At 55.9% G+C, this 18,429-nt stretch carries 17 protein-coding genes; 7 read left to right on the top strand and 10 right to left on the bottom strand.

Features of this window, described 5'->3' with window-relative positions; genetic code table 11:
- Positions 1-147: 147 nt before the first annotated feature.
- Together LOC22_RS02875 and LOC22_RS02880 are read left to right on the top strand one after the other, a co-directional pair.
- Positions 148-1,524, top strand: coding sequence for a diaminobutyrate--2-oxoglutarate transaminase (locus tag LOC22_RS02875; RefSeq protein WP_230239341.1), 1,377 nt, complete (start codon positions 148-150; stop codon positions 1,522-1,524).
- An 18-nt stretch (positions 1,525-1,542) separates the two neighbouring features.
- Positions 1,543-3,009: a pyridoxal phosphate-dependent decarboxylase family protein gene (locus LOC22_RS02880; protein ID WP_230239342.1), complete on the top strand. Its 1,467-nt coding sequence runs from the start codon at positions 1,543-1,545 to the stop codon at positions 3,007-3,009.
- A 44-nt stretch (positions 3,010-3,053) separates the two neighbouring features.
- Here LOC22_RS02880 and LOC22_RS02885 read toward each other — a convergent pair whose 3' ends face one another.
- The 3 genes from LOC22_RS02885 to LOC22_RS02895 are packed head-to-tail and all read right to left on the bottom strand — an operon-like array spanning position 3,054 to position 6,840.
- Positions 3,054-5,252, bottom strand: a complete 2,199-nt coding sequence (locus LOC22_RS02885) for a polysaccharide biosynthesis tyrosine autokinase (protein ID WP_230239343.1) — start codon at positions 5,250-5,252, stop codon at positions 3,054-3,056.
- Entirely contained in the window at positions 5,252-5,701 is a 450-nt protein-coding gene (locus tag LOC22_RS02890) for a protein tyrosine phosphatase (RefSeq protein ID WP_319023528.1), read from the bottom strand. The genes LOC22_RS02885 and LOC22_RS02890 overlap by 1 nt, the downstream gene beginning before the upstream one ends.
- Positions 5,701-6,840 carry a polysaccharide export protein gene (locus LOC22_RS02895; RefSeq protein ID WP_017383365.1) on the bottom strand — a complete coding sequence of 380 codons (1,140 nt, stop codon included), beginning with the start codon at positions 6,838-6,840 and terminating at the stop codon, positions 5,701-5,703. Before LOC22_RS02895 ends, LOC22_RS02890 begins: the two co-directional genes overlap by 1 nt.
- Before the next feature lie 482 nt (positions 6,841-7,322).
- On the opposite strand from LOC22_RS02895, the gene LOC22_RS02900 reads away from it, so the two are divergent.
- Positions 7,323-7,655 (top strand): RcnB family protein, encoded by a 333-nt coding sequence (locus tag LOC22_RS02900; protein ID WP_230239345.1) that lies wholly within the window; start codon positions 7,323-7,325, stop codon positions 7,653-7,655.
- On the top strand, positions 7,606-8,085 hold the full coding sequence (locus LOC22_RS02905) for a GNAT family N-acetyltransferase (protein WP_032619327.1): 480 nt from the start codon (positions 7,606-7,608) through the stop codon (positions 8,083-8,085). Before LOC22_RS02900 ends, LOC22_RS02905 begins: the two co-directional genes overlap by 50 nt.
- Positions 8,086-8,174: 89 nt before the next feature.
- On the opposite strand, the gene apbC is transcribed toward LOC22_RS02905, so the two are convergent.
- On the bottom strand, positions 8,175-9,284 hold the full coding sequence (gene apbC, locus LOC22_RS02910; protein WP_023295046.1) for an iron-sulfur cluster carrier protein ApbC: 1,110 nt from the start codon (positions 9,282-9,284) through the stop codon (positions 8,175-8,177).
- A gap of 137 nt (positions 9,285-9,421) precedes the next feature.
- On the opposite strand from apbC, the gene metG reads away from it, so the two are divergent.
- Complete coding sequence (gene metG, locus LOC22_RS02915) at positions 9,422-11,455, top strand: methionine--tRNA ligase (protein ID WP_015572338.1); 2,034 nt, start codon at positions 9,422-9,424, stop codon at positions 11,453-11,455.
- 108 nt (positions 11,456-11,563) lie between these two features.
- On the opposite strand, the gene LOC22_RS02920 is transcribed toward metG, so the two are convergent.
- From LOC22_RS02920 to LOC22_RS02930, 3 genes are read right to left on the bottom strand one after another with little or no spacing between them, the layout of a single operon-like run.
- A complete protein-coding gene (locus LOC22_RS02920; RefSeq protein ID WP_015572337.1) occupies positions 11,564-12,034 on the bottom strand; it encodes a DUF1456 family protein in 471 nt (156 codons plus the stop codon).
- Between the two features lie 46 nt (positions 12,035-12,080).
- A complete protein-coding gene (btsR, locus tag LOC22_RS02925; protein ID WP_017383369.1) occupies positions 12,081-12,800 on the bottom strand; it encodes a two-component system response regulator BtsR in 720 nt (239 codons plus the stop codon).
- Entirely contained in the window at positions 12,794-14,479 is a 1,686-nt protein-coding gene (locus LOC22_RS02930; protein ID WP_017383370.1) for a sensor histidine kinase, read from the bottom strand. Before LOC22_RS02930 ends, btsR begins: the two co-directional genes overlap by 7 nt.
- 218 nt (positions 14,480-14,697) lie before the next feature.
- Here LOC22_RS02930 and mlrA point away from each other — a divergent pair, with 218 nt between their 5' ends.
- Both mlrA and LOC22_RS02940 read left to right on the top strand, forming a co-directional pair.
- Complete coding sequence (gene mlrA / locus LOC22_RS02935) at positions 14,698-15,438, top strand: HTH-type transcriptional regulator MlrA (protein ID WP_017693055.1); 741 nt, start codon at positions 14,698-14,700, stop codon at positions 15,436-15,438.
- Positions 15,439-15,507: 69 nt separating this feature from the next.
- Positions 15,508-15,621, top strand: coding sequence for a protein YohO (locus LOC22_RS02940; protein WP_017383372.1), 114 nt, complete (start codon positions 15,508-15,510; stop codon positions 15,619-15,621).
- Here LOC22_RS02940 and LOC22_RS02945 read toward each other — a convergent pair.
- From LOC22_RS02945 to LOC22_RS02955, 3 genes are read right to left on the bottom strand one after another with little or no spacing between them, the layout of a single operon-like run.
- Positions 15,596-16,333, bottom strand: a complete 738-nt coding sequence (locus LOC22_RS02945; RefSeq protein ID WP_017383373.1) for an ABC transporter permease — start codon at positions 16,331-16,333, stop codon at positions 15,596-15,598. The two genes, LOC22_RS02940 and LOC22_RS02945, sit on opposite strands and share 26 nt — an antisense overlap.
- The gene (locus LOC22_RS02950) at positions 16,317-17,267 is read right to left on the bottom strand and encodes an ABC transporter ATP-binding protein (protein WP_230239346.1); all 951 of its coding nucleotides are present in this window, start codon (positions 17,265-17,267) and stop codon (positions 16,317-16,319) included. Before LOC22_RS02950 ends, LOC22_RS02945 begins: the two co-directional genes overlap by 17 nt.
- Positions 17,260-18,417 carry an ABC transporter permease gene (locus LOC22_RS02955; protein ID WP_017383374.1) on the bottom strand — a complete coding sequence of 386 codons (1,158 nt, stop codon included), beginning with the start codon at positions 18,415-18,417 and terminating at the stop codon, positions 17,260-17,262. Before LOC22_RS02955 ends, LOC22_RS02950 begins: the two co-directional genes overlap by 8 nt.
- Positions 18,418-18,429 lie beyond the last annotated feature (12 nt).

Here is an 18,429-nt window from a genome sequence, read left to right on the forward strand (position 1 = left end):
GCCCTGTGTCACAAAACAGTAAGCAAATTAACCATTGAGCCCGGTGACAAAAGGCTCTATATTGGCGGCGTTTTTTTCAGGCCCCATCTGTTTTTTAACTTTTTATTCAATCGTTGCTCATAACGAAGCGGCGGTTGTAGGAGTGATATGATGACGGATAAAGTCCGTATTGACACCGTAGATGCCCACAAAAGCAACGAAACCTATCTGGCCCGTCAGGCCGAATTTGAATCTAACGTCAGGAGTTATCCGCGCAAATTGCCTTTAGCGATTACGAAAGCAGAAGGCGTGTGGATCACCGATGCAGATAATAAAGAATACCTTGACTGTTTAGCAGGCGCAGGCACCCTCGCGCTTGGACACAATCATCCTGATGTGCTGAAAAGCATCCAAAATGTCATTACCAGCGGCTTGCCGTTACATACCCTGGATCTGACCACGCCGTTGAAAGACGCGTTTTCAGAATACCTGCTCTCTCTGTTGCCTGGTCAGGGCAAAGAGTACTGCCTGCAATTCACTGGCCCGTCCGGGGCTGACGCCGTTGAAGCGGCGCTGAAGCTGGCAAAAAAAGTGACCGGTCGTAGCGGTATCATCAGTTTCTCTGGTGGTTACCACGGTATGACCCACGGCGCACTGTCCGTCACCGGCAACCTGTCTCCGAAAGAAGCGGTTGACGGTATGATGCCAGAAGTCCAGTTCATGCCTTACCCACACGAGTACCGTTGCCCACTGGGTATCGGTGGTGAAGCGGGCGTGAAGGCGCTGACCTACTACTTCGAAAATCTGATTAACGACGTCGAAAGCGGCGTGCGTAAACCTGCCGCGGTGATCCTCGAAGCCGTTCAGGGTGAAGGTGGCGTGAACCCGGCGCCTGTTGAGTGGTTGCAGCGCATCCGTAAAGTCACTCGGGAACACGGTATCCTGCTGATCCTCGACGAAGTCCAGGCTGGCTTTGCCCGTACCGGTAAATTCTTTGCCTTCGAACACGCTGGCATTGAGCCAGACATCATCGTGATGTCTAAAGCAGTCGGTGGCGGTCTGCCGCTGGCCGTGCTCGGTATCAAAAAGCAGTTCGATGCATGGGCGCCAGGTCACCATACCGGTACTTTCCGCGGCAACCAGCTGGCGATGGCTACCGGTCTGACCACGCTGAAGATCCTGAAAGACCAGAACATCGCGGGCAAAGTAGCTGCACAGGGCGAATGGCTGAAAGGCCAGCTGAAAGAGATGGCGAAACGCTATCCGGTGATCGGCCACGTTCGCGGTCTGGGCATGATGATCGGTATTGAAATCGTTAAGCCACATGAAGCCGCCGATCACATGGGTTGCTTGCCGGGCGATGGCGAGCTGTCTGCACTGATCCAGAAGAAATGCTTCGAAGCCGGCCTGATTCTGGAGCGTGGCGGCCGTAACGGTATCGTTCTGCGTCTGCTGCCTTCTCTGCTGATCAGCGATGACGAGCTGAAAGTCTTCCTGGATAAATTCGAGCAGGCACTGCTTGCTGCGGGCGTTAGCCCGGCGTAACCGGAGTTGTTGAATACGATGTCTGATTCAAACCCAATTTTGTTCTCCTCTGCGCAGAGCATTGAAGCTTACCAGCAGGCGATTGAACAAAGCACTCAGGCTGTGATGCAGTGGCTGAAACAGCCTGAGATGTACCAGGGCAAAACGGTCGCGGAGCTGCGCGACCGTATTAAGCTGGATTTCAACCCGAAAGGGCTGGGCAACGAAGCGGCGATCGAACGCGCCGTGGAGTTCTTCCTGAAAGACAGTTTGTCCGTTCATCACCCGCAGTGCGTGGCGCACCTGCACTGCCCAAGCCTGGTGGTTAGCCAGGCGGCGGAAGTGCTGATCAACGCCACTAACCAGAGTATGGACTCCTGGGATCAAAGCCCGTCCGCAACCATCATTGAGATCAAACTGATCGAATGGCTGCGTACCCGCGTGGGTTATCAGGCTGGCGACGCAGGCGTCTTCACCAGCGGCGGCACCCAGAGTAACCTGATGGGGCTGATGCTGGCGCGTGACGCGTTCTTTGCGCGTCAGGGCCACTCGGTTCAGCAGGACGGTCTGACAGGCGATCTGCGTAAGATCCGCGTGCTGTGTTCGGAAAATGCCCACTTCTCCGTGCAGAAAAACATGGCGCTGATGGGTCTGGGCTACCAGTCCGTGGTGCAGGTGAAAACTGACGAATTCTCCCGCATGGATCTCACCGATCTGGCGGCGAAAATCGAACAGTGCAACGCGAACGGCGAGCAGATCCTGGCGATTGTGGCCACGGCCGGTACGACCGATGCGGGTGCTATCGATCCGCTGCGTGCTATTGCTGAGCTGGCTGCGAAACAGAATATCTGGGTGCACGTTGATGCGGCCTGGGGCGGCGCGCTGCTGATGTCTGAGCAGTATCGTCACTACCTGGACGGTATCGAGCTGGTGGATTCCGTCACCCTGGACTTCCACAAGCAGTTTTTCCAGACCATCAGCTGCGGTGCGTTCCTGCTGAAAGAAGCGCGTCACTATGAGCTGATGCGCTATCAGGCGGCCTATCTGAACTCTGAGTTCGATGAAGAAGCGGGTGTACCTAACCTGGTCTCCAAATCTCTGCAAACCACGCGCCGTTTCGACGCGCTGAAACTGTGGATGAGCCTGGAAGCGCTGGGTCAGGAGCAATACGCGGCAATCATCGATCACGGCGTGACGCTGGCGCAGCAGGTTGCGGCTTACGTGAAAGAGCAGTCTGCTCTGGAACTGGTAATGCAACCCCAGCTGGCAAGCGTGCTGTTCCGCTTCCGTCCGCAGGCGCAGATAGATGACGCCGGTATTGCCCTGCTGAACCAGAAAATTGGCGATGCGCTGCTGGAGTCTGGCCGTGCAAACGTCGGTGTGACCGAGCATAACGGTATCACCTGCCTGAAGCTGACCCTGCTGAACCCAACCGTAACGCTGGAGGACGTAAAAGTCCTGCTGTCTCTGGTTGAGCGTACCGCGCAGGAAGTGATGGCGAAGTAATACTTATCCCTCTCCCACCCGGGAGAGGGATTGTTTTTCCCGCGCTAACGCCTTTCCCCTTTTTTCCTCGAAGCATAACCGTATTCATACTGGCTGTACCCCGAGCTGTAATACAGCGCTGCGGATTTAACAATATCGTTGAGGATTGTGCCGCTGACCTTCACGCCAACGAGCTGTAGCCGTTTAACGGTATTCTCCATCTCTTTCACGCTGGTTTTATCGAAACGGGCAACCATTAGCGTTGTTCCGGCGGCTCTGGCGACCAGCGCGGCATCGGTGACGGCCAGGACCGGCGGTGTATCAATGATGACGATGTCATATTGCGCGTTAACCCAGGACATGACGGAAAGGAATCGTTCGCTTAACAGCAATTCTAACGGGCGCAGGGGTTCCGGTCCGCAGGTGATGACGTCAATCCCCGCTTTTTCAGCATGCTGAATGACCTCCGCTAAGTCGCGTTTCCCTTCGAGCAGGCAGGACAATCCGTGGCGGTTCTCCAGACCAAAAATATTATGAACATAGCCCTGGCGCATATCCGCATCAATAAACAGCACCCGCTGACCGCTCTGCCCGGCGATGGCCGCCAGATTCGTCGCCACCAGCGTTTTTCCGCAGTCCTGCGTGGGGCCAGAAATCATCACAATGCGGTTCTCAGCCTCCATCATGGTGAAATGCAGACTGGTCCGCAGCCCGCGCACCGCTTCAACAAACATATCAGCAGGGCGATCGACGGGCAGGAAAGGCACATCCGAGGTTTTGTGTTTCCAGCGACGAGAAAACGGATTTTTTCTGCGCAACTGCGTTTTACTCCACAGCCACTGTGAACGTGGCAACGTAGCCAGAACCGGCATCCCCTGCGCTTCCAGCTGTTCGGAAAGCGTGATCCCACGTTTGAACGCCTGACGTACCAGCACGGTCCCCATTGAGAGCATTAGCCCGAACAGCGCGCCAAGAACGATGATTAACGCTTTACGCGGCTTTATCGGGTCCGGCAGCGTAACAGCCTCATCAATGATCCTCACGTTCCCGACAGCGCTGGAGCGGGAAATATTCAGCTCCTGCTGGCGCGTCAATAGCTGTAAATAAATCGTGCGACCCGACTCAACATCGCGGCTCAGGCGTAAAATCTCCTGCTGCGTGGAGGGCATAGCTGACACACGGTTATTGAGACGCTCCCGTTCCCGCTCAAGGGTCTGTCTCTTTTCATGCAATGCACGATAGGTAGGGTGACTTTTTTTAAAGAGCTGGGAGATCTCTGCCTCCCGGAACGTCAGCTCATTTAGCTGATTCTCAACGTTAACAACCTGATCCAGCACGGATTTTGCCTCTAAAGACAGGTCCACCGAGTCGCGCTGCGCCCGGTAGGCATTCAGCCTCGCTTCAGCCTGATCCAGATCCGCTCTGATTTTCGGCAACTGCTCCTGTAAAAAATCCAGACTACGAGAATCCTGAGCCTCCTGCCGCGCGATATTTTGCTGAAGATAATTGTCAGCAATCGCATTCAGCACCCGGGCGATGTTGTCAGGGTCTTCGCCCGTCAGGGTTAAGGTCACGATACCGCTCTGTTTCTCCGATTCTGCAACCGTGAGACGCTTCTTAAGCGCGTTAATCGTCTCAAGCCGCGTCAACGACTTAAGCGAAAATTGCGTGCCTGGCTCAGCCTCAATCGACGTCACCAGCAGAACGATCCCTTGCGTAACCAGCGTTTTCCCAACCTGGCCGTCGGCCTCAATGTTTTCGCCCGTCAGGTGATATTTTCCCGCTTCCTGTACGGTCAGCGTGAGCTCTTGCGCTTTGCCTTCCACCTGCGGGATCTGGAGTTCGCCTAACGTGATTTTGCCCTGCTCACGCCCTTGCAGACGCTGCCAGAGACGCCCCACCACAGGCAAAACGCGCTGCTTTGCCTGCTGTGTCAGAGCTAATTTGTCAACGGTCTCGCCGAGGATCATGCGGGATTTCAGCAGTAAAATTTCAGGGGCAACATCCGGCGACACATCGGTGCCCAGCTGGCTCAAACCTTTGAGCAGGTTGTTATCGTGTTTGTTTTCAATTTGCACCATGGCATCCGCCTGATAAACAGGTGGCGCAATCCAGGCATAGAGACCGGCGCACATGATGAACAGGAACGTCACGCACAGAATCATCGTGCGGTGGTCGATCATCTCGACGAGCAAACGAACGAGATCGACTTCATGTTGTTGGGGTGCCGCTGCACCATAATTGTCTGTTGTGTAAGACGACATTAATACTTCATTCCTTTCTGACCTAAACGACGTGCCCATTCCTGACTGGCTTTACCCAATAGCCCAAACACATATTCAAACGCTTCCCGGCTTTGACGGTAGGGATCGGGGATCTCCTGCGGCTCCAGCCATTGCCCAAAAAGCAGCGACTTTCCTCGAATCTCCGGCGCCATGGCCGCAATGAAGCGAAGATGTTCCGGCTCCATAACCAGGATAAGATCGGATCCCTGCATCAAATTGCGTGTCAGCCTGCGCGCCACATGACCGTCGAGGGAAATCCCATGCCGCCAGGCTACGTCCTGGGCGCTGTCATCCGCCGGGCACCCTTCAAGCCCGAATATGCCCGCCGAGGCGATATATCTGTCGGGCAGGTGCTGGCGTAAAAGCCGCTCCCCAATCGGAGAACGGCAGACATTTCCGGTGCAAACCACGAGTATTGATTTGAACATTATTGCGGCCACGATCTGATGTAACGAACCGTTTCGGTAAGGTCATGCACCCCGCTGATGGTCGGAACAAGCTGTGATATCACGCGATTCCAGCGGGACAGTGGTGCAGTGGTGACATAGACAATGTCATAGGGCTCAAGCTGAAACTCGGTGCCTAACACCATGGCTGATGCGTCCTGAGCATTGAGCTGGTAGAGGTTGGCAATTTTTTCTGAACGCTCGCTTTTCGGCAGCGAACGAATGACAAAAATTCCGGTGGCATCGGCCATATTCTGGTTCAGCCCACCGGCATTGCCCAGCGCTTCGGCCAGGGTCATGCCGCTGCGATCCATTTTCAGCGTGCTCTGTTTAACGACCTCGCCCATGACGAACACTTTCAGCGCATCGTTACGGGGGACAAACAGAATATCGCCGGGATAGAGCAGCTTATTTTGCGTGAGATCGCCATGCTGCATCAGCGCATATAGCGAGAGGCGCGTGTCCTTCCCATTATGCGTCAGCACGACATTGCGCCAGTCCGCGTCGGCAGAGAGCCCCCCAGCGGCGTTTACGGCATCCATGACCGTTAACGGAATATTAGTAATAGCCTGCTGCCCTGACTTCACCACTTCGCCCGTCACATAGGCTTTTTGTGAGCGAAAAGAGGCGACGCTGACATCCACCTGCGGGCTTTCAATAACATTGTTCAGCCGGGCCGTGATCTCCTCGCGTACCCGTGCGACCGTTTTGCCAGCCACCGGCAATTTACCGACATAGGGATAGAAAAGTGTGCCGTCGGCATTGACCCAGTTACCGGTGTCACTGGCGCTACGATACTGCCCTGCCGGGGTTGTAAGTTCAGGGTGATCCCAGACGGTGACGGTCAGAATATCCCCAACGCCGATACGGTATTCCCAGTTTTTGACCTGTTCATCCAGATTAGGATTTGCCTGAGATTTCAAAACCGATGGCCGCAATTTTTCAATTAACGAAGGCGTAAGAGGATAAACATCAATCCGTTTCTCAAGACGATCATTTGCATCTTCTGCGGCAATTATCTTTTTCCCAGCGAGATCGAGATGCTGGCCAGGGTAAAATACGCAGCCAGATAAGGGGGTAATAATTAAAAATAATATCGATACAACTGTTGTGTTTTTCATTTATTACATAATATCTTTTATAGTAGTGATTATCGTATACAGGATAAAACAGTAACATTTCACTCAAGCACAAGTTGCTGTTATTCAATGAATTAACAGAAACACAAAGAGTATTTATAAAACCACACGACATTCCTTTGGGCAGACTTTACAGCCCTGCATTGTCTTAATCAGGCATTCGGAAAGAGGGTTTCAGGCAATCTTAAATGTTCTATTTGTTGAATGCATGCCTGAATCTTAGTAAATTTGCCTTGAAAATGTTTTTTCAGAATTAATTAATAAACCAATAATTATGTTATCTGTATAAGCTCATATTTATTCGTCGAAGTAATAATTAATGACGGTTGCGACTACACAAAACCGTGCACTTTTGTTACATTTTTTGCAAACTCACCCTGTGAGGATACTTAAAATGAACTGTCTGCCATCCGTTAGCGGATCTGCACACAAAAAGTATCAGTAACGATATGACTGGAGAAAAAATGGCTAAGCGTAAATTGTTGCTTCTGGGTGTATTACTGTCACTGGCGGGGGCCGCGCACGCTGTACCGCAAACATCGACAGCGCCTTCCGGCATCAAGGCCTATGAAGAGCAAGAGTTTATTGCCGATTTTACGAAGTTTAAAATCGGCGACACCGCGCCCGCGCAGTATCAGACGCCTGAGTACACCATCAAACAGTACCAGCTGCGTAACCTTCCCGCGCCCGATGCCGGCACACACTGGACCTACATGGGTGAGAATTATGTTCTGATTGGCGATGCCGATGGCAAAATCTACAAAGCCTATAACGGAGATATTTTCTATCACCGCTGATACGATCCTAATCCGTCCGTGGCAGGAGAGCGATCGCCCTTTCCTGCGCACGCTCTTCCTTCACGCCCGACGTGAAGCCTGGCCGTGGATGGACAGTTCTGCGTGGCAGCTTGAAGATTTTGACGCGGCAACCCTGGACGAAGGGATTTGGGTGGCGGAGCAGGATGGGCACCGACTTGGCTTTGCCTCAGTCTCGACGAACGATAATTTTCTGCACAACCTGTTTGTCGATCCGAACTATCAGAGCCTGGGCGTCGGACATGTGTTGCTTGAACACGTGCAGAAGACGTTTACCAGCACGGGTTCACTCAAGTGTCTGGTGAAGAATGAGCGGGCGGTTGCGTTTTACCAGCGCCACGGCTGGCACATTGAGGCGACGGGAGATTCTCCGGACGGAGAGTATTATTTGATGCACTATCGGCTTGGGTAAAGTCAGGTGGCGCTACGCTTACCTGACCTACAAAATCGAGCCAGGCCGGGTAAGGCGAAGCCGCCACCCGGCACTAACGCGCAGAGGCGTTACACCGCGCGGAAGGCGATTTCACCCGGAATGACTTCGCCCTGCCAGTAAAGCTGCGCCGCAACGCGCCCCGCCAGCTGACGATAGATTTCCGTGAATTCGCTATCCGGACGGCTGACCACCGTTGGCTTACCGCTATCCAGATCTTCACGCAGTGTGATATGCAGCGGCAGTTGCCCCAGCAGTTGCGTGTGGTATTGCGCCGCCAGCTTTTCGGCGCCACCGGTACCAAAGATAGGCTCATGGTGCCCGCAGTTGCTGCAAATGTGCATGCTCATGTTCTCGACGATACCCAGTACCGGCACCTCCACCTTCTCGAACATGACGATGCCTTTTTTGGCGTCGATCAGCGCGATATCCTGCGGCGTGGTGACCACGACGGCGCCGGTAACCGGAATGTTCTGCGCCAGCGTCAGCTGGATATCACCGGTGCCCGGCGGCATGTCCAGTACCAGATAATCGAGGTCAGGCCACATTGTCTCCTGCAACATTTGCAGCAGCGCCTTGCTGGCCATCGGGCCACGCCAGACCATTGCGTTATCGTCCGTGACCAGGTAACCAATGGAGTTGGTCGCCAGACCGTGCGCCACGATTGGCGCCATGTGGGTGCCGTCCGGCGAGGTTGGACGCTGGTTTTCCGCCCCCAGCATGTTTGGAATGGACGGGCCGTAGATATCCGCATCCAGAATGCCGACTTTCGCCCCTTCAGCCGCCAGCGCAAGCGCCAGGTTCACGGCGGTCGACGATTTACCCACCCCGCCCTTGCCCGAGCTGACGGCGATGATGTTCTTCACGCCGTTAACGCCCGGCTGATTTTTCACGCGCTTGAGCGTGGCGATGCTGTGGCTTAGCTTCCAGTCAATTGCATTTGCGCCGGTAATGCGCAGCAGCTCAGAGCTGGTTTGCTCTTTCAGGGCATCAAAGGCGCTGGTCCAGACGAACGGCATCTGTAGCTCAATGTGCAGCGTATCGTCCAGCCATGCGACGTGATGAAGCGCTTTCAGCGTCGTGAGATTGTGCTTCAGGGTTGGATGCTGAAAATTAGCCAGCGTCCCGGCGACCATTGCTCGTAAGGCTTCCGGTGATTTGGCCTGGGATTGAGAACTCATCCCGACTCCTTTGTTCTTGTGAATAAGACCTTAGACAAACAAGTTTACCTGAAAGGCCGCGGTTTGTGCTTACTTAATAATGCCCCTTTTGGTAATATCGAAAACCCTTTTCACAGTTAAAAGAAGTAATGCCTACTATGACTCAAGTCGCGAAAAAAATTCTGGTAACGTGCGCCCTGCCGTACGCCAACGGCTCAATCCACCTCGGCCACATGCTGGAGCATATCCAGGCTGATGTCTGGGTCCGTTACCAGCGAATGCGCGGCCACGAGGTGAACTTCATCTGTGCGGACGATGCCCACGGCACGCCGATCATGCTGAAAGCGCAGCAGCTGGGCATTTCCCCGGAACAGATGATCGCCGAAATGAGTCAGGAGCATCAGACCGATTTTGCTGGCTTTGACATCAGCTATGACAACTATCACTCCACGCACAGCGACGAAAACCGCGAGCTGTCAGAGCTGATCTACACCCGTCTGAAAGAGAACGGTTTCATTAAAAACCGCACCATCTCTCAGCTGTACGATCCGGAAAAAGGCATGTTCCTGCCGGACCGTTTCGTCAAAGGCACCTGTCCGAAATGTAAATCCCCGGACCAGTACGGCGATAACTGCGAAGTGTGCGGCGCAACCTACAGCCCGACCGAGCTTATCGAACCGAAGTCCGTGGTCTCCGGCGCGACGCCGGTGATGCGTGACTCCGAGCACTTCTTCTTCGACCTGCCGTCGTTCAGCGAAATGCTGAAGGCGTGGACCCGCAGCGGTGCGTTGCAGGAGCAGGTCGCGAACAAAATGCAGGAGTGGTTCGAATCCGGTCTGCAACAGTGGGATATCTCCCGCGATGCGCCCTACTTTGGCTTCGAAATCCCGAACGCGCCGGGCAAATATTTTTACGTCTGGCTGGATGCGCCGATTGGCTACATGGGGTCGTTCAAGAATCTTTGTGACAAGCGCGGCGACACCGTAAGCTTCGACGAATACTGGAAGAAAGATTCCGATGCCGAGCTGTATCACTTCATCGGTAAAGACATCGTTTACTTCCACAGCCTGTTCTGGCCAGCAATGCTGGAAGGCAGCAACTTCCGCAAGCCGACCAACCTGTTCGTACATGGCTACGTAACGGTGAACGGCGCGAAGATGTCTAAATCTCGCGGGACGTTTATTAAGGCCAGCACCTGGCTGAACCACTTTGACGCGGACAGCCTGCGCTACTACTACACCGCGAAGCTCTCTTCCCGCATCGACGATATCGACCTGAATCTGGAAGATTTCGTGCAGCGCGTGAACGCGGACATCGTCAACAAGGTGGTCAACCTGGCGTCCCGTAACGCAGGTTTTATCGCCAAACGCTTTGACGGCGTGCTTTCTGCCGAACTGGCCGATCCTGAGCTGTATAAAACCTTCACCGACGCCGCCGCTGCGGTTGGCGAAGCCTGGGAAAGCCGTGAATTCGGTAAAGCCATTCGCGAAATCATGGCTCTGGCAGACGTGGCCAACCGCTATGTGGACGAGCAGGCGCCGTGGGTGGTGGCGAAACAGGAAGGCCGCGACGCCGACTTGCAGGCGATCTGCACCATGGGTCTGAACATGTTCCGCGTGCTGATGACCTGGCTGAAGCCGGTTCTGCCGCAGCTGGCAGCCCGCGCGGAAGCATTCCTGAACACCGAACTGACCTGGGATGCCATCCAGCAGCCGCTGCTCGGCCACAAAGTGAACACCTTCAAGGCGCTGTATAACCGCATCGAGATGAAGCAGGTTGACGCGCTGGTGGAAGCATCCAAAGAAGAGGTGAAAGCGGCTGCCGCACCGGTGACCGGCCCGCTGGCGGACGATCCGATTCAGGAGACCATCACCTTTGATGATTTCGCCAAAGTCGACCTGCGCGTGGCGCTGATCGAAAACGCGGAGTTCGTGGAAGGTTCTGACAAACTGCTGCGTCTGACCCTGGATCTGGGCGGCGAGAAGCGTAACGTCTTCTCCGGCATTCGTTCCGCGTATCCCGATCCGCAGGTGCTGATTGGTCGTCAGACCGTGATGGTGGCAAACCTGGCGCCGCGCAAAATGCGCTTCGGCATCTCTGAGGGGATGGTGATGGCCGCAGGCCCGGGCGGGAAAGATATCTTCCTTTTAAGCCCTGACGAAGGCGCGAAGCCGGGTCAGCAGGTGAAGTAATAAAAAAGCCGGATGAGAATCCGGCTTTTTTTTGCCCGGCGGCGCTACGCTTGCACGGGCCTACGGGTTTTGTAGGCCGGGTCAGGCGAAGCCGCCACCCGGCTAAAATCACCCCTTCTGGTTATGCACCCGCTGCGTCAACCCACGCAGGAAATAACGCAGAAACTGATCCCCACACTCGCGGTAATTCTTATGATCCGGCGCGCGCATCATGGCGGTGATTTCCGGCATCGACACGCGAAATTTCTGCTCGGTCATGATCGCCAGAATGTCGTCAGTTTTCAGGGAGAAAGCAATACGCAGCTTTTTCAGCACCGTGTTGTTATTCACCCGACGCTCCAGCGCCAGCTCAGGCGCAGATTCATCTTTGCCGCGCTTGTCGTAGATCAGGCCATTCAGAAAGCCCGACAGAATAATGTCCGGGCAGCGAACAAAACCCTCTTCATCTTCTTTAGTCATCCAGGTGTCGAACCCGGCGGACGTGGATTCCATGTCGGAGAGCGCAAGAATGCGCACCATGTCATTATTGTTCGCTTTCAGGGTGTAGCGCAGGCTACGAAGAATATCGTTACTTAGCATAGAGCCTTCGAATGTCGATGATGCAATGGCGCGCAGTGTACCAGTTTTACAGCCCTATCGCCTCTTTCAAACTTTTCAGGTAGCGACGACTGACGGGAACGATTTGCCCGGCACGTAACACCAGCTCGGCCTGGCCGTTATCTTCCAGACGGATCTCCTTCAGGTGCGCCATGTTCACCAGATACTGACGATGGCAGCGGATTAGCGGCGTGCGACTCTCCAGCGTGCGCAGGGTCAGCTCGGTAAAGCCTTCGTTACCTTCAGCGCTGGTGACGTATACCCCGCTCAGACGGCTGCTGACAAAGGCAACGTCGTCCATTTGCAGGAGGTAAATCCGGCTGTGCCCGGTACAGGGTATAAACTTCAGGGGCTGCTGATGCTCCGGCAGCAGCGTCACGTCCTGCACGGTACGCTCCTGATGCAGGCGGGTCAGGGTCTTTTCAAGGCGTTTCTCTTCAATCGGCTTCAGCAGATAATCAAATGCGTGCTCTTCAAACGCCTTTACCGCGTACTCATCAAAGGCCGTCAGAAAGACGATATAGGGACGGTGCTCCGGGTCGAGCATGCCGACCATCTCCAGCCCGCTGATGCGCGGCATCTGAATATCGAGGAACAGCACGTCCGGGCGCAGTTTATGCACCGCACCGATGCCTTCAATCGCATTGGCACATTCCCCCACAACCTCGATATCACTCTGCTCCTGCAACAGAACACGCAGGTTTTCCCGTGCTAACGGCTCATCATCGACAATCAGCACTCTTAACATGCGTTCTCCTCCAGCGGCAATCGTAAGGTAATTCGGGTATAGCGGTCTGGCTCACAGGCGACGGTGATACCGCAGTCGTCACCAAAATGCGCGCGCAGGCGTTTATCCACCAGGCTCATGCCCAGACCGCCTGACGCGGAAGCTTCATACAGCCCCGCGTTGTCTTCAATATCCAGCACCAGATGGTGGTTAAAACGGGAAGCGGAAATCATAATCTCTCCACTTCCCAGCAGCTGCGACGTCCCATGCTTAATGGCATTTTCTACAATCGGTTGCAGGGTAAAGGCGGGAAGATGCTGATACGCCAGATCGTCCGGGACGGATAACGACACCTGTAAACGTGACTGGAAGCGCGCTTTTTCAATTTGCAGATAGGCGTTTACATGCTCAATCTCGTCCGCGAGGGTGACGATCTCCGAGGGTCGCTTCAGATTTTTGCGGAAAAAGGTCGAGAGAAATTGCACCAGCTGCGCGGCCTGATCGCTGTCGCGGCGGATCACCGCTTTCAGCGTGTTGAGCGCGTTAAACAGGAAATGCGGGTTCACCTGAGCGTGCAGGAGCTTAATTTCTGACTGCGTCAGCAGCGCTTTTTGCCGTTCATACTGCCCCGCCAGTATTTGCGCCGAAAGCAGCTGGGCGATCCCCTCCCCCAGCGTGCGGTTGATGGAGCTGAACAGGCGGTTTTTGGCTTCGTAAAGCTTAATAGTGCCCATGACGCGCTGGTTTTCACCCCGCAGGGGAATGACCAGCGTAGAGCCGAGTTTGCACTGCGGATGCAGGGAACAGCGGTACGGCACTTCATTTCCGTCGGCATACACCACTTCACCCGTTTCAATAGCGCGCAGGGTATAGGCCGAGGAGATCGGTTTGCCCGGCAGATGGTGGTCGTCGCCGGTACCGGTAAACGCCAGCAGCTTCTCGCGATCGGTAATCGCCACGGCTCCGATATCCAGCTCTTTATACAGCACCTGCGCCACCTTCATACTGTTCTCCTCGTTGAATCCCTGCCGCAGGATCCCTTCCGTCGACGCCGCAACTTTTAAGGCGGTGGCAGAAAATGCCGAGGTGTATTTTTCGAACATGGCGCGTTTGTCGAGCAGAATGCGCATAAACAGCGCCGCACCTACAGTATTGGTGACCATCATCGGTGCGGCAATGCTGCTGACCAGATGTAACGCATCGTCAAACGGGCGCGCGATCAGCAGGATGATCGCCATCTGCGCCATTTCCGCCACAAAGGTAATCGCCCCTGCGGTAAAGGGACTGAACACTTTATCCGGGCGACCGCGCTTAATCATATAGCTGTGGACGAGACCACCGAGCAGCCCTTCGACGATGGTGGAGATCATGCAGCTCAGCGCCGTCATACCGCCCATCGAATAGCGGTGCAGGCCGCCGGTTAACCCCACCAGACCGCCGACAACCGGGCCTCCGAGCAGCCCGCCCATTACCGCGCCGATGGCGCGCGTATTGGCGATGGAATCTTCGATATGGAGACCAAACCAGGTCCCCATAATGCAGAATATGGAAAATACGACGTAGCAGAGGAATTTGTGCGGCAGACGGACGGTGACCTGCATCAGCGGGATAAACAGGCGCGTTTTGCTCATCAACCAGGCGATGACAAGGAACACGCACATCTGCTGAAGCAACAGCAGCACCAGATTAAACTCGTACATACTCACAAACCGCACATTCTAAAAACGCGTAACATACACTGATAGCGGTTAACTTTCTTTGAAACGTGCCAAAAAAGCGATAAATCGTGTCCGCCATCACACCTTTAGCCGGAGATAACCTGTCTTTCGTATAATTTGTACAAAAAAGAATCAAATCTTCCTGGTTCCGCAAAGTGGGTCTACAGTTAAGCTGGGGACGCGCAAGCCTGGGGGCGAAAATGGCGCTTTACACAATAGGTGAAGTGGCACTCCTGTGTGATATCAATCCCGTTACGCTACGGGCGTGGCAGCGACGGTATGGATTGCTTAAGCCGCAAAGAACGGACGGTGGGCACCGCCTGTTTAACGATGCGGATATTGACCGGATCCGCGAGATCAAAAGCTGGATCGACAATGGCGTACAGGTCGGCAAGGTAAAATCGCTTCTGAGCCAGGACGATCCAGATACGCAGCTTCTCTGGCGCGAGCAGCAGGAAACGCTGCTGAGGCTGTTGCAGAGTGGCAATTTGCAGCGTCTGCGCGGCTGGATCAAAGAACAGGGTCGAGACTACCCGGCGCAAACCTTGATCACCCATCTTTTTATTCCCCTACGGCGTCGGCTTCAGTGTCAGCAAACCACCTTACAGGCACTGCTCAGCATGCTTGATGGCGTGCTGATTAACTATATTTCCGTCTGTCTTGCCTCAGCGCGGAATAAAAACAGCAAAGATGCGCTGGTGATCGGCTGGAACGTACACGATACCACCCGGCTGTGGCTCGAAGCCTGGATTGCCACCCAGCAGGGCTGGCGCGTTGACGTGCTTGCCCACTCCCTGGCCCAGCTCAGGCCGGAACTGTTTGAGGGACAGACGCTGCTGGTCTGGTGCGGCGAAGTCCCCTCCGCTTCCCAGCAGCAGCTCCTGACGGAATGGCGCGAACATGGTTATCCCGTTTACTCGCTGGGGCCAAATGCGTCGTAACGGCATTTAATGGTTCATTAACAGCTGCGCTTCACCGTATAATTGTTCCGTTAACAACAGGAGCACATGATGAAGGCAACGAAACTGGCCGTAATTACCCTCTTTGCACTGATGGCCATCAGCGGTATCGGTGGCGTTATGCTTGCAGGTTATTCATTTATTGTTCGCGGCGGTGTTGGCTGAGGTATCCGGCCAGGCGTTCAAACAGGCGATCCACCACAATCGCCGCCAGCGCAACCAGAACCGCCCCCTGAATAATGTAAGCCGTATTAAACCCGCTTAACCCGATAATGATCGGCGTTCCCAGCGTATTGGCTCCGACCGTCGAGGCGATGGTTGCCGTACCAATGTTGATAATCACGGACGTTCGCACGCCGGCGATAATCACCGGTGCGGCCAGCGGCAGTTCGACCTTCACCAGCCGCTGCCAGGCGCTCATCCCCATCCCTTCCGCTACGCTCAGCACCGATGCAGGCACCGCCGCAATCCCCGCCAGCGTCCCTTGCAGAATGGGCAACACGCCGTACAAAATCAGCGCAATGATGGCAGGCTCCTGCCCAAAACCGATCGCCGGCACGGCAATCGCCAGCACGGCCACCGGCGGGAAGGTCTGCCCCGTTGCGGCGATGGTCTCCACCAGCGGACGAAACTCCCTGCCCGCGGGTCTCGTCACCGCAATCCCGGCGCCTGTGCCCAGCACGATGGCAATCACGCTTGACACCGCCACCAGCCAGAAGTGCGCCAGGGTGAGATTAACAAAGCTCTCCTGCTGGTACACCGGGCGCGGCAGCCCGGGAATAAGCGCATTAAACAGCGCCGCGCTGTGCGGCATCAGGTAGAGTAAGGCGATAAACAGCCCTGTCAGCCAGAGTAACGGATCACGGACCCACTTCACGCGTCACCTCCCCCGCCAGCAGATCGCGAAAATGGATCGTCCCGCATGGCGTCCCCTGCCCGTCCGCAACGGGTAACACCTCGCACTGCCGGGCGACAAACGCCGACAGGGCATCGCGCAGGCTCATCCCATCGTGCAGCGGTTCACCACCGATTTGCGCATCCTGCGGACGCAGATAGTTCCTGACGGTGCGCAGCGAGAGCAGCCTGACGCCAAGCTCGCTGCGGCCAAAAAATTCACGCACAAAATCATTCGCTGGCGAGGTTAACAGCTCAAGCGGCGTACCCTGCTGGACGACTTCGCCGTGATCCATCAGTATCAGACGATCGGCCAGCCGCAGCGCTTCGTCGATATCATGCGTCACCAGCACGATGGTGCGCCCTAGAATACGGTGGATGCGACTCATCTCCGCCTGAAGTGCGCCGCGGGTGACCGGATCCAGCGCGCCGAAGGGCTCATCCATCAGCAGCACCTGCGGGTTAGCGGCCAGCGCGCGCGCCACCCCGACCCGCTGCTGCTGTCCGCCGGAAAGCTGGTGCGGATAGCGGTCGCGAAGCGACGCGTCCAGGCCCAGCAGCGCCATCAGCTCGTCGACACGCTCATTGATCTTCCCCCGGGACCATTTTTCCAGCTGTAGCACGGTGGCAATGTTCTGGGCCACCGTCCAGTGGGGAAACAGGCCGATGGACTGAATGGCGTAGCCCATACGCCGCCGCAGTTCCAGCACCGGCAGGCTGCGGATCTCCTCTCCGGCAAAGCGAATCGTCCCGCTGTCATGTTCCACCAGCCGGTTGATCATCTTCAGCGTCGTCGATTTTCCCGACCCCGACGTCCCGATCAATACCGAGAACGCCCCCTCGGCAAAATGCAGATTGAGGTGGCTTGCCGCCGGACGGCCCGCAAAGGTTTTACTCACATCATGAAATTCAATCATTGGCTCTTCTCCTGAGCAGCGCGAGCCACAGGGCAAACAATGCATCCAGTACGACCGCCAGCGCAATCGTGGGCACAACACCCAGCAGCACCAGATCCAGCGCGCTGCTCAGCAGCCCCTGGAACACCAGTGCCCCAAAGCCGCCCGCCCCGATCAGCGCGGCAATCACCGCCATCCCCACGGTTTGCACCGTCACCACCCGCAGGCTGCGAACCAGCAGCGGAAGCGCAAGCGGCAGCTGTATTTTCCAGAAACACTGGCGCGCACTCATCCCCATCGCATGGGCGCTTTCCAGCACGTCAGGCGGAACCTGGCTTAACCCCGCCACCACGCCGCGCACCAGCGGCAGCAGCGCATACAGCACAAGGGCGATAAGGGCAGGCGTCAGCCCGGTTCCGGCAATGCCTGCCGCGGCCAACGCAGGGAAGGATTTCACCAGACCGGCCAGGGGGGCAATCAGCAGGCCAAACAGCGCAACGGAGGGGATGGTCTGAATAACGTTGAGCACGGTAAAGACGGCACCCTGGCGGCTGGGATGCCGGTAGCACCCGATGCCCAGCGGCACGCCCAGCAGCAACGCCGGGATCAGCGTCCCGAACAGGATCGTCAGATGTTGCGCCAGCGCGTTGTCAAATACCTCCTGGCGGTTGGCGTACTCTTTTAACAGCGAGAGTTGATTCAGATCGCCGCTGAAGAGGATCAGCAGAGGGATAACCCAGAATTGCGCGTTCAGCAGCCAGCGCCAGACGGGTAGCGGCGTGAGACGGCGAATGGCATCGCTACAGACCAGCAGACAAAGTGCCAGCCACAGCCACAGCCCGCTGCCAATCGACGTGCGCGCCAGCGGGCTTTCAACCGAGGCCATCTGCGTTGCCGCCTGTCCCGCGCTCCAGAACAGCACGATAAACAGTGCTTCGCTGAGCAGAAGCGTCAGCCAAAGGGCGGCTCGCCCTGGCCAGAAGGCTAAGGCTACAGTACTCGCCAGCGCCGCGCCCAGCAGTAGCGGCGTAAATGACCAGATCTGCCAGAGCGCGCGCGGTTCGCCCGACACCAGACGGTTTGGCGCGACATTTACAAAGGGTAACGCGACCGCCGCAATGGCCACACAGGCCAACAGCAGCAGGACGCGGTTATGACATTTTATTGGCACAGCCTTGTCCCG

It is taken from the genome of Enterobacter sp. AN-K1 (genome assembly GCF_020971765.1).
In the GTDB taxonomy this organism is placed as follows: domain Bacteria; phylum Pseudomonadota; class Gammaproteobacteria; order Enterobacterales; family Enterobacteriaceae; genus Enterobacter; species Enterobacter hormaechei_C.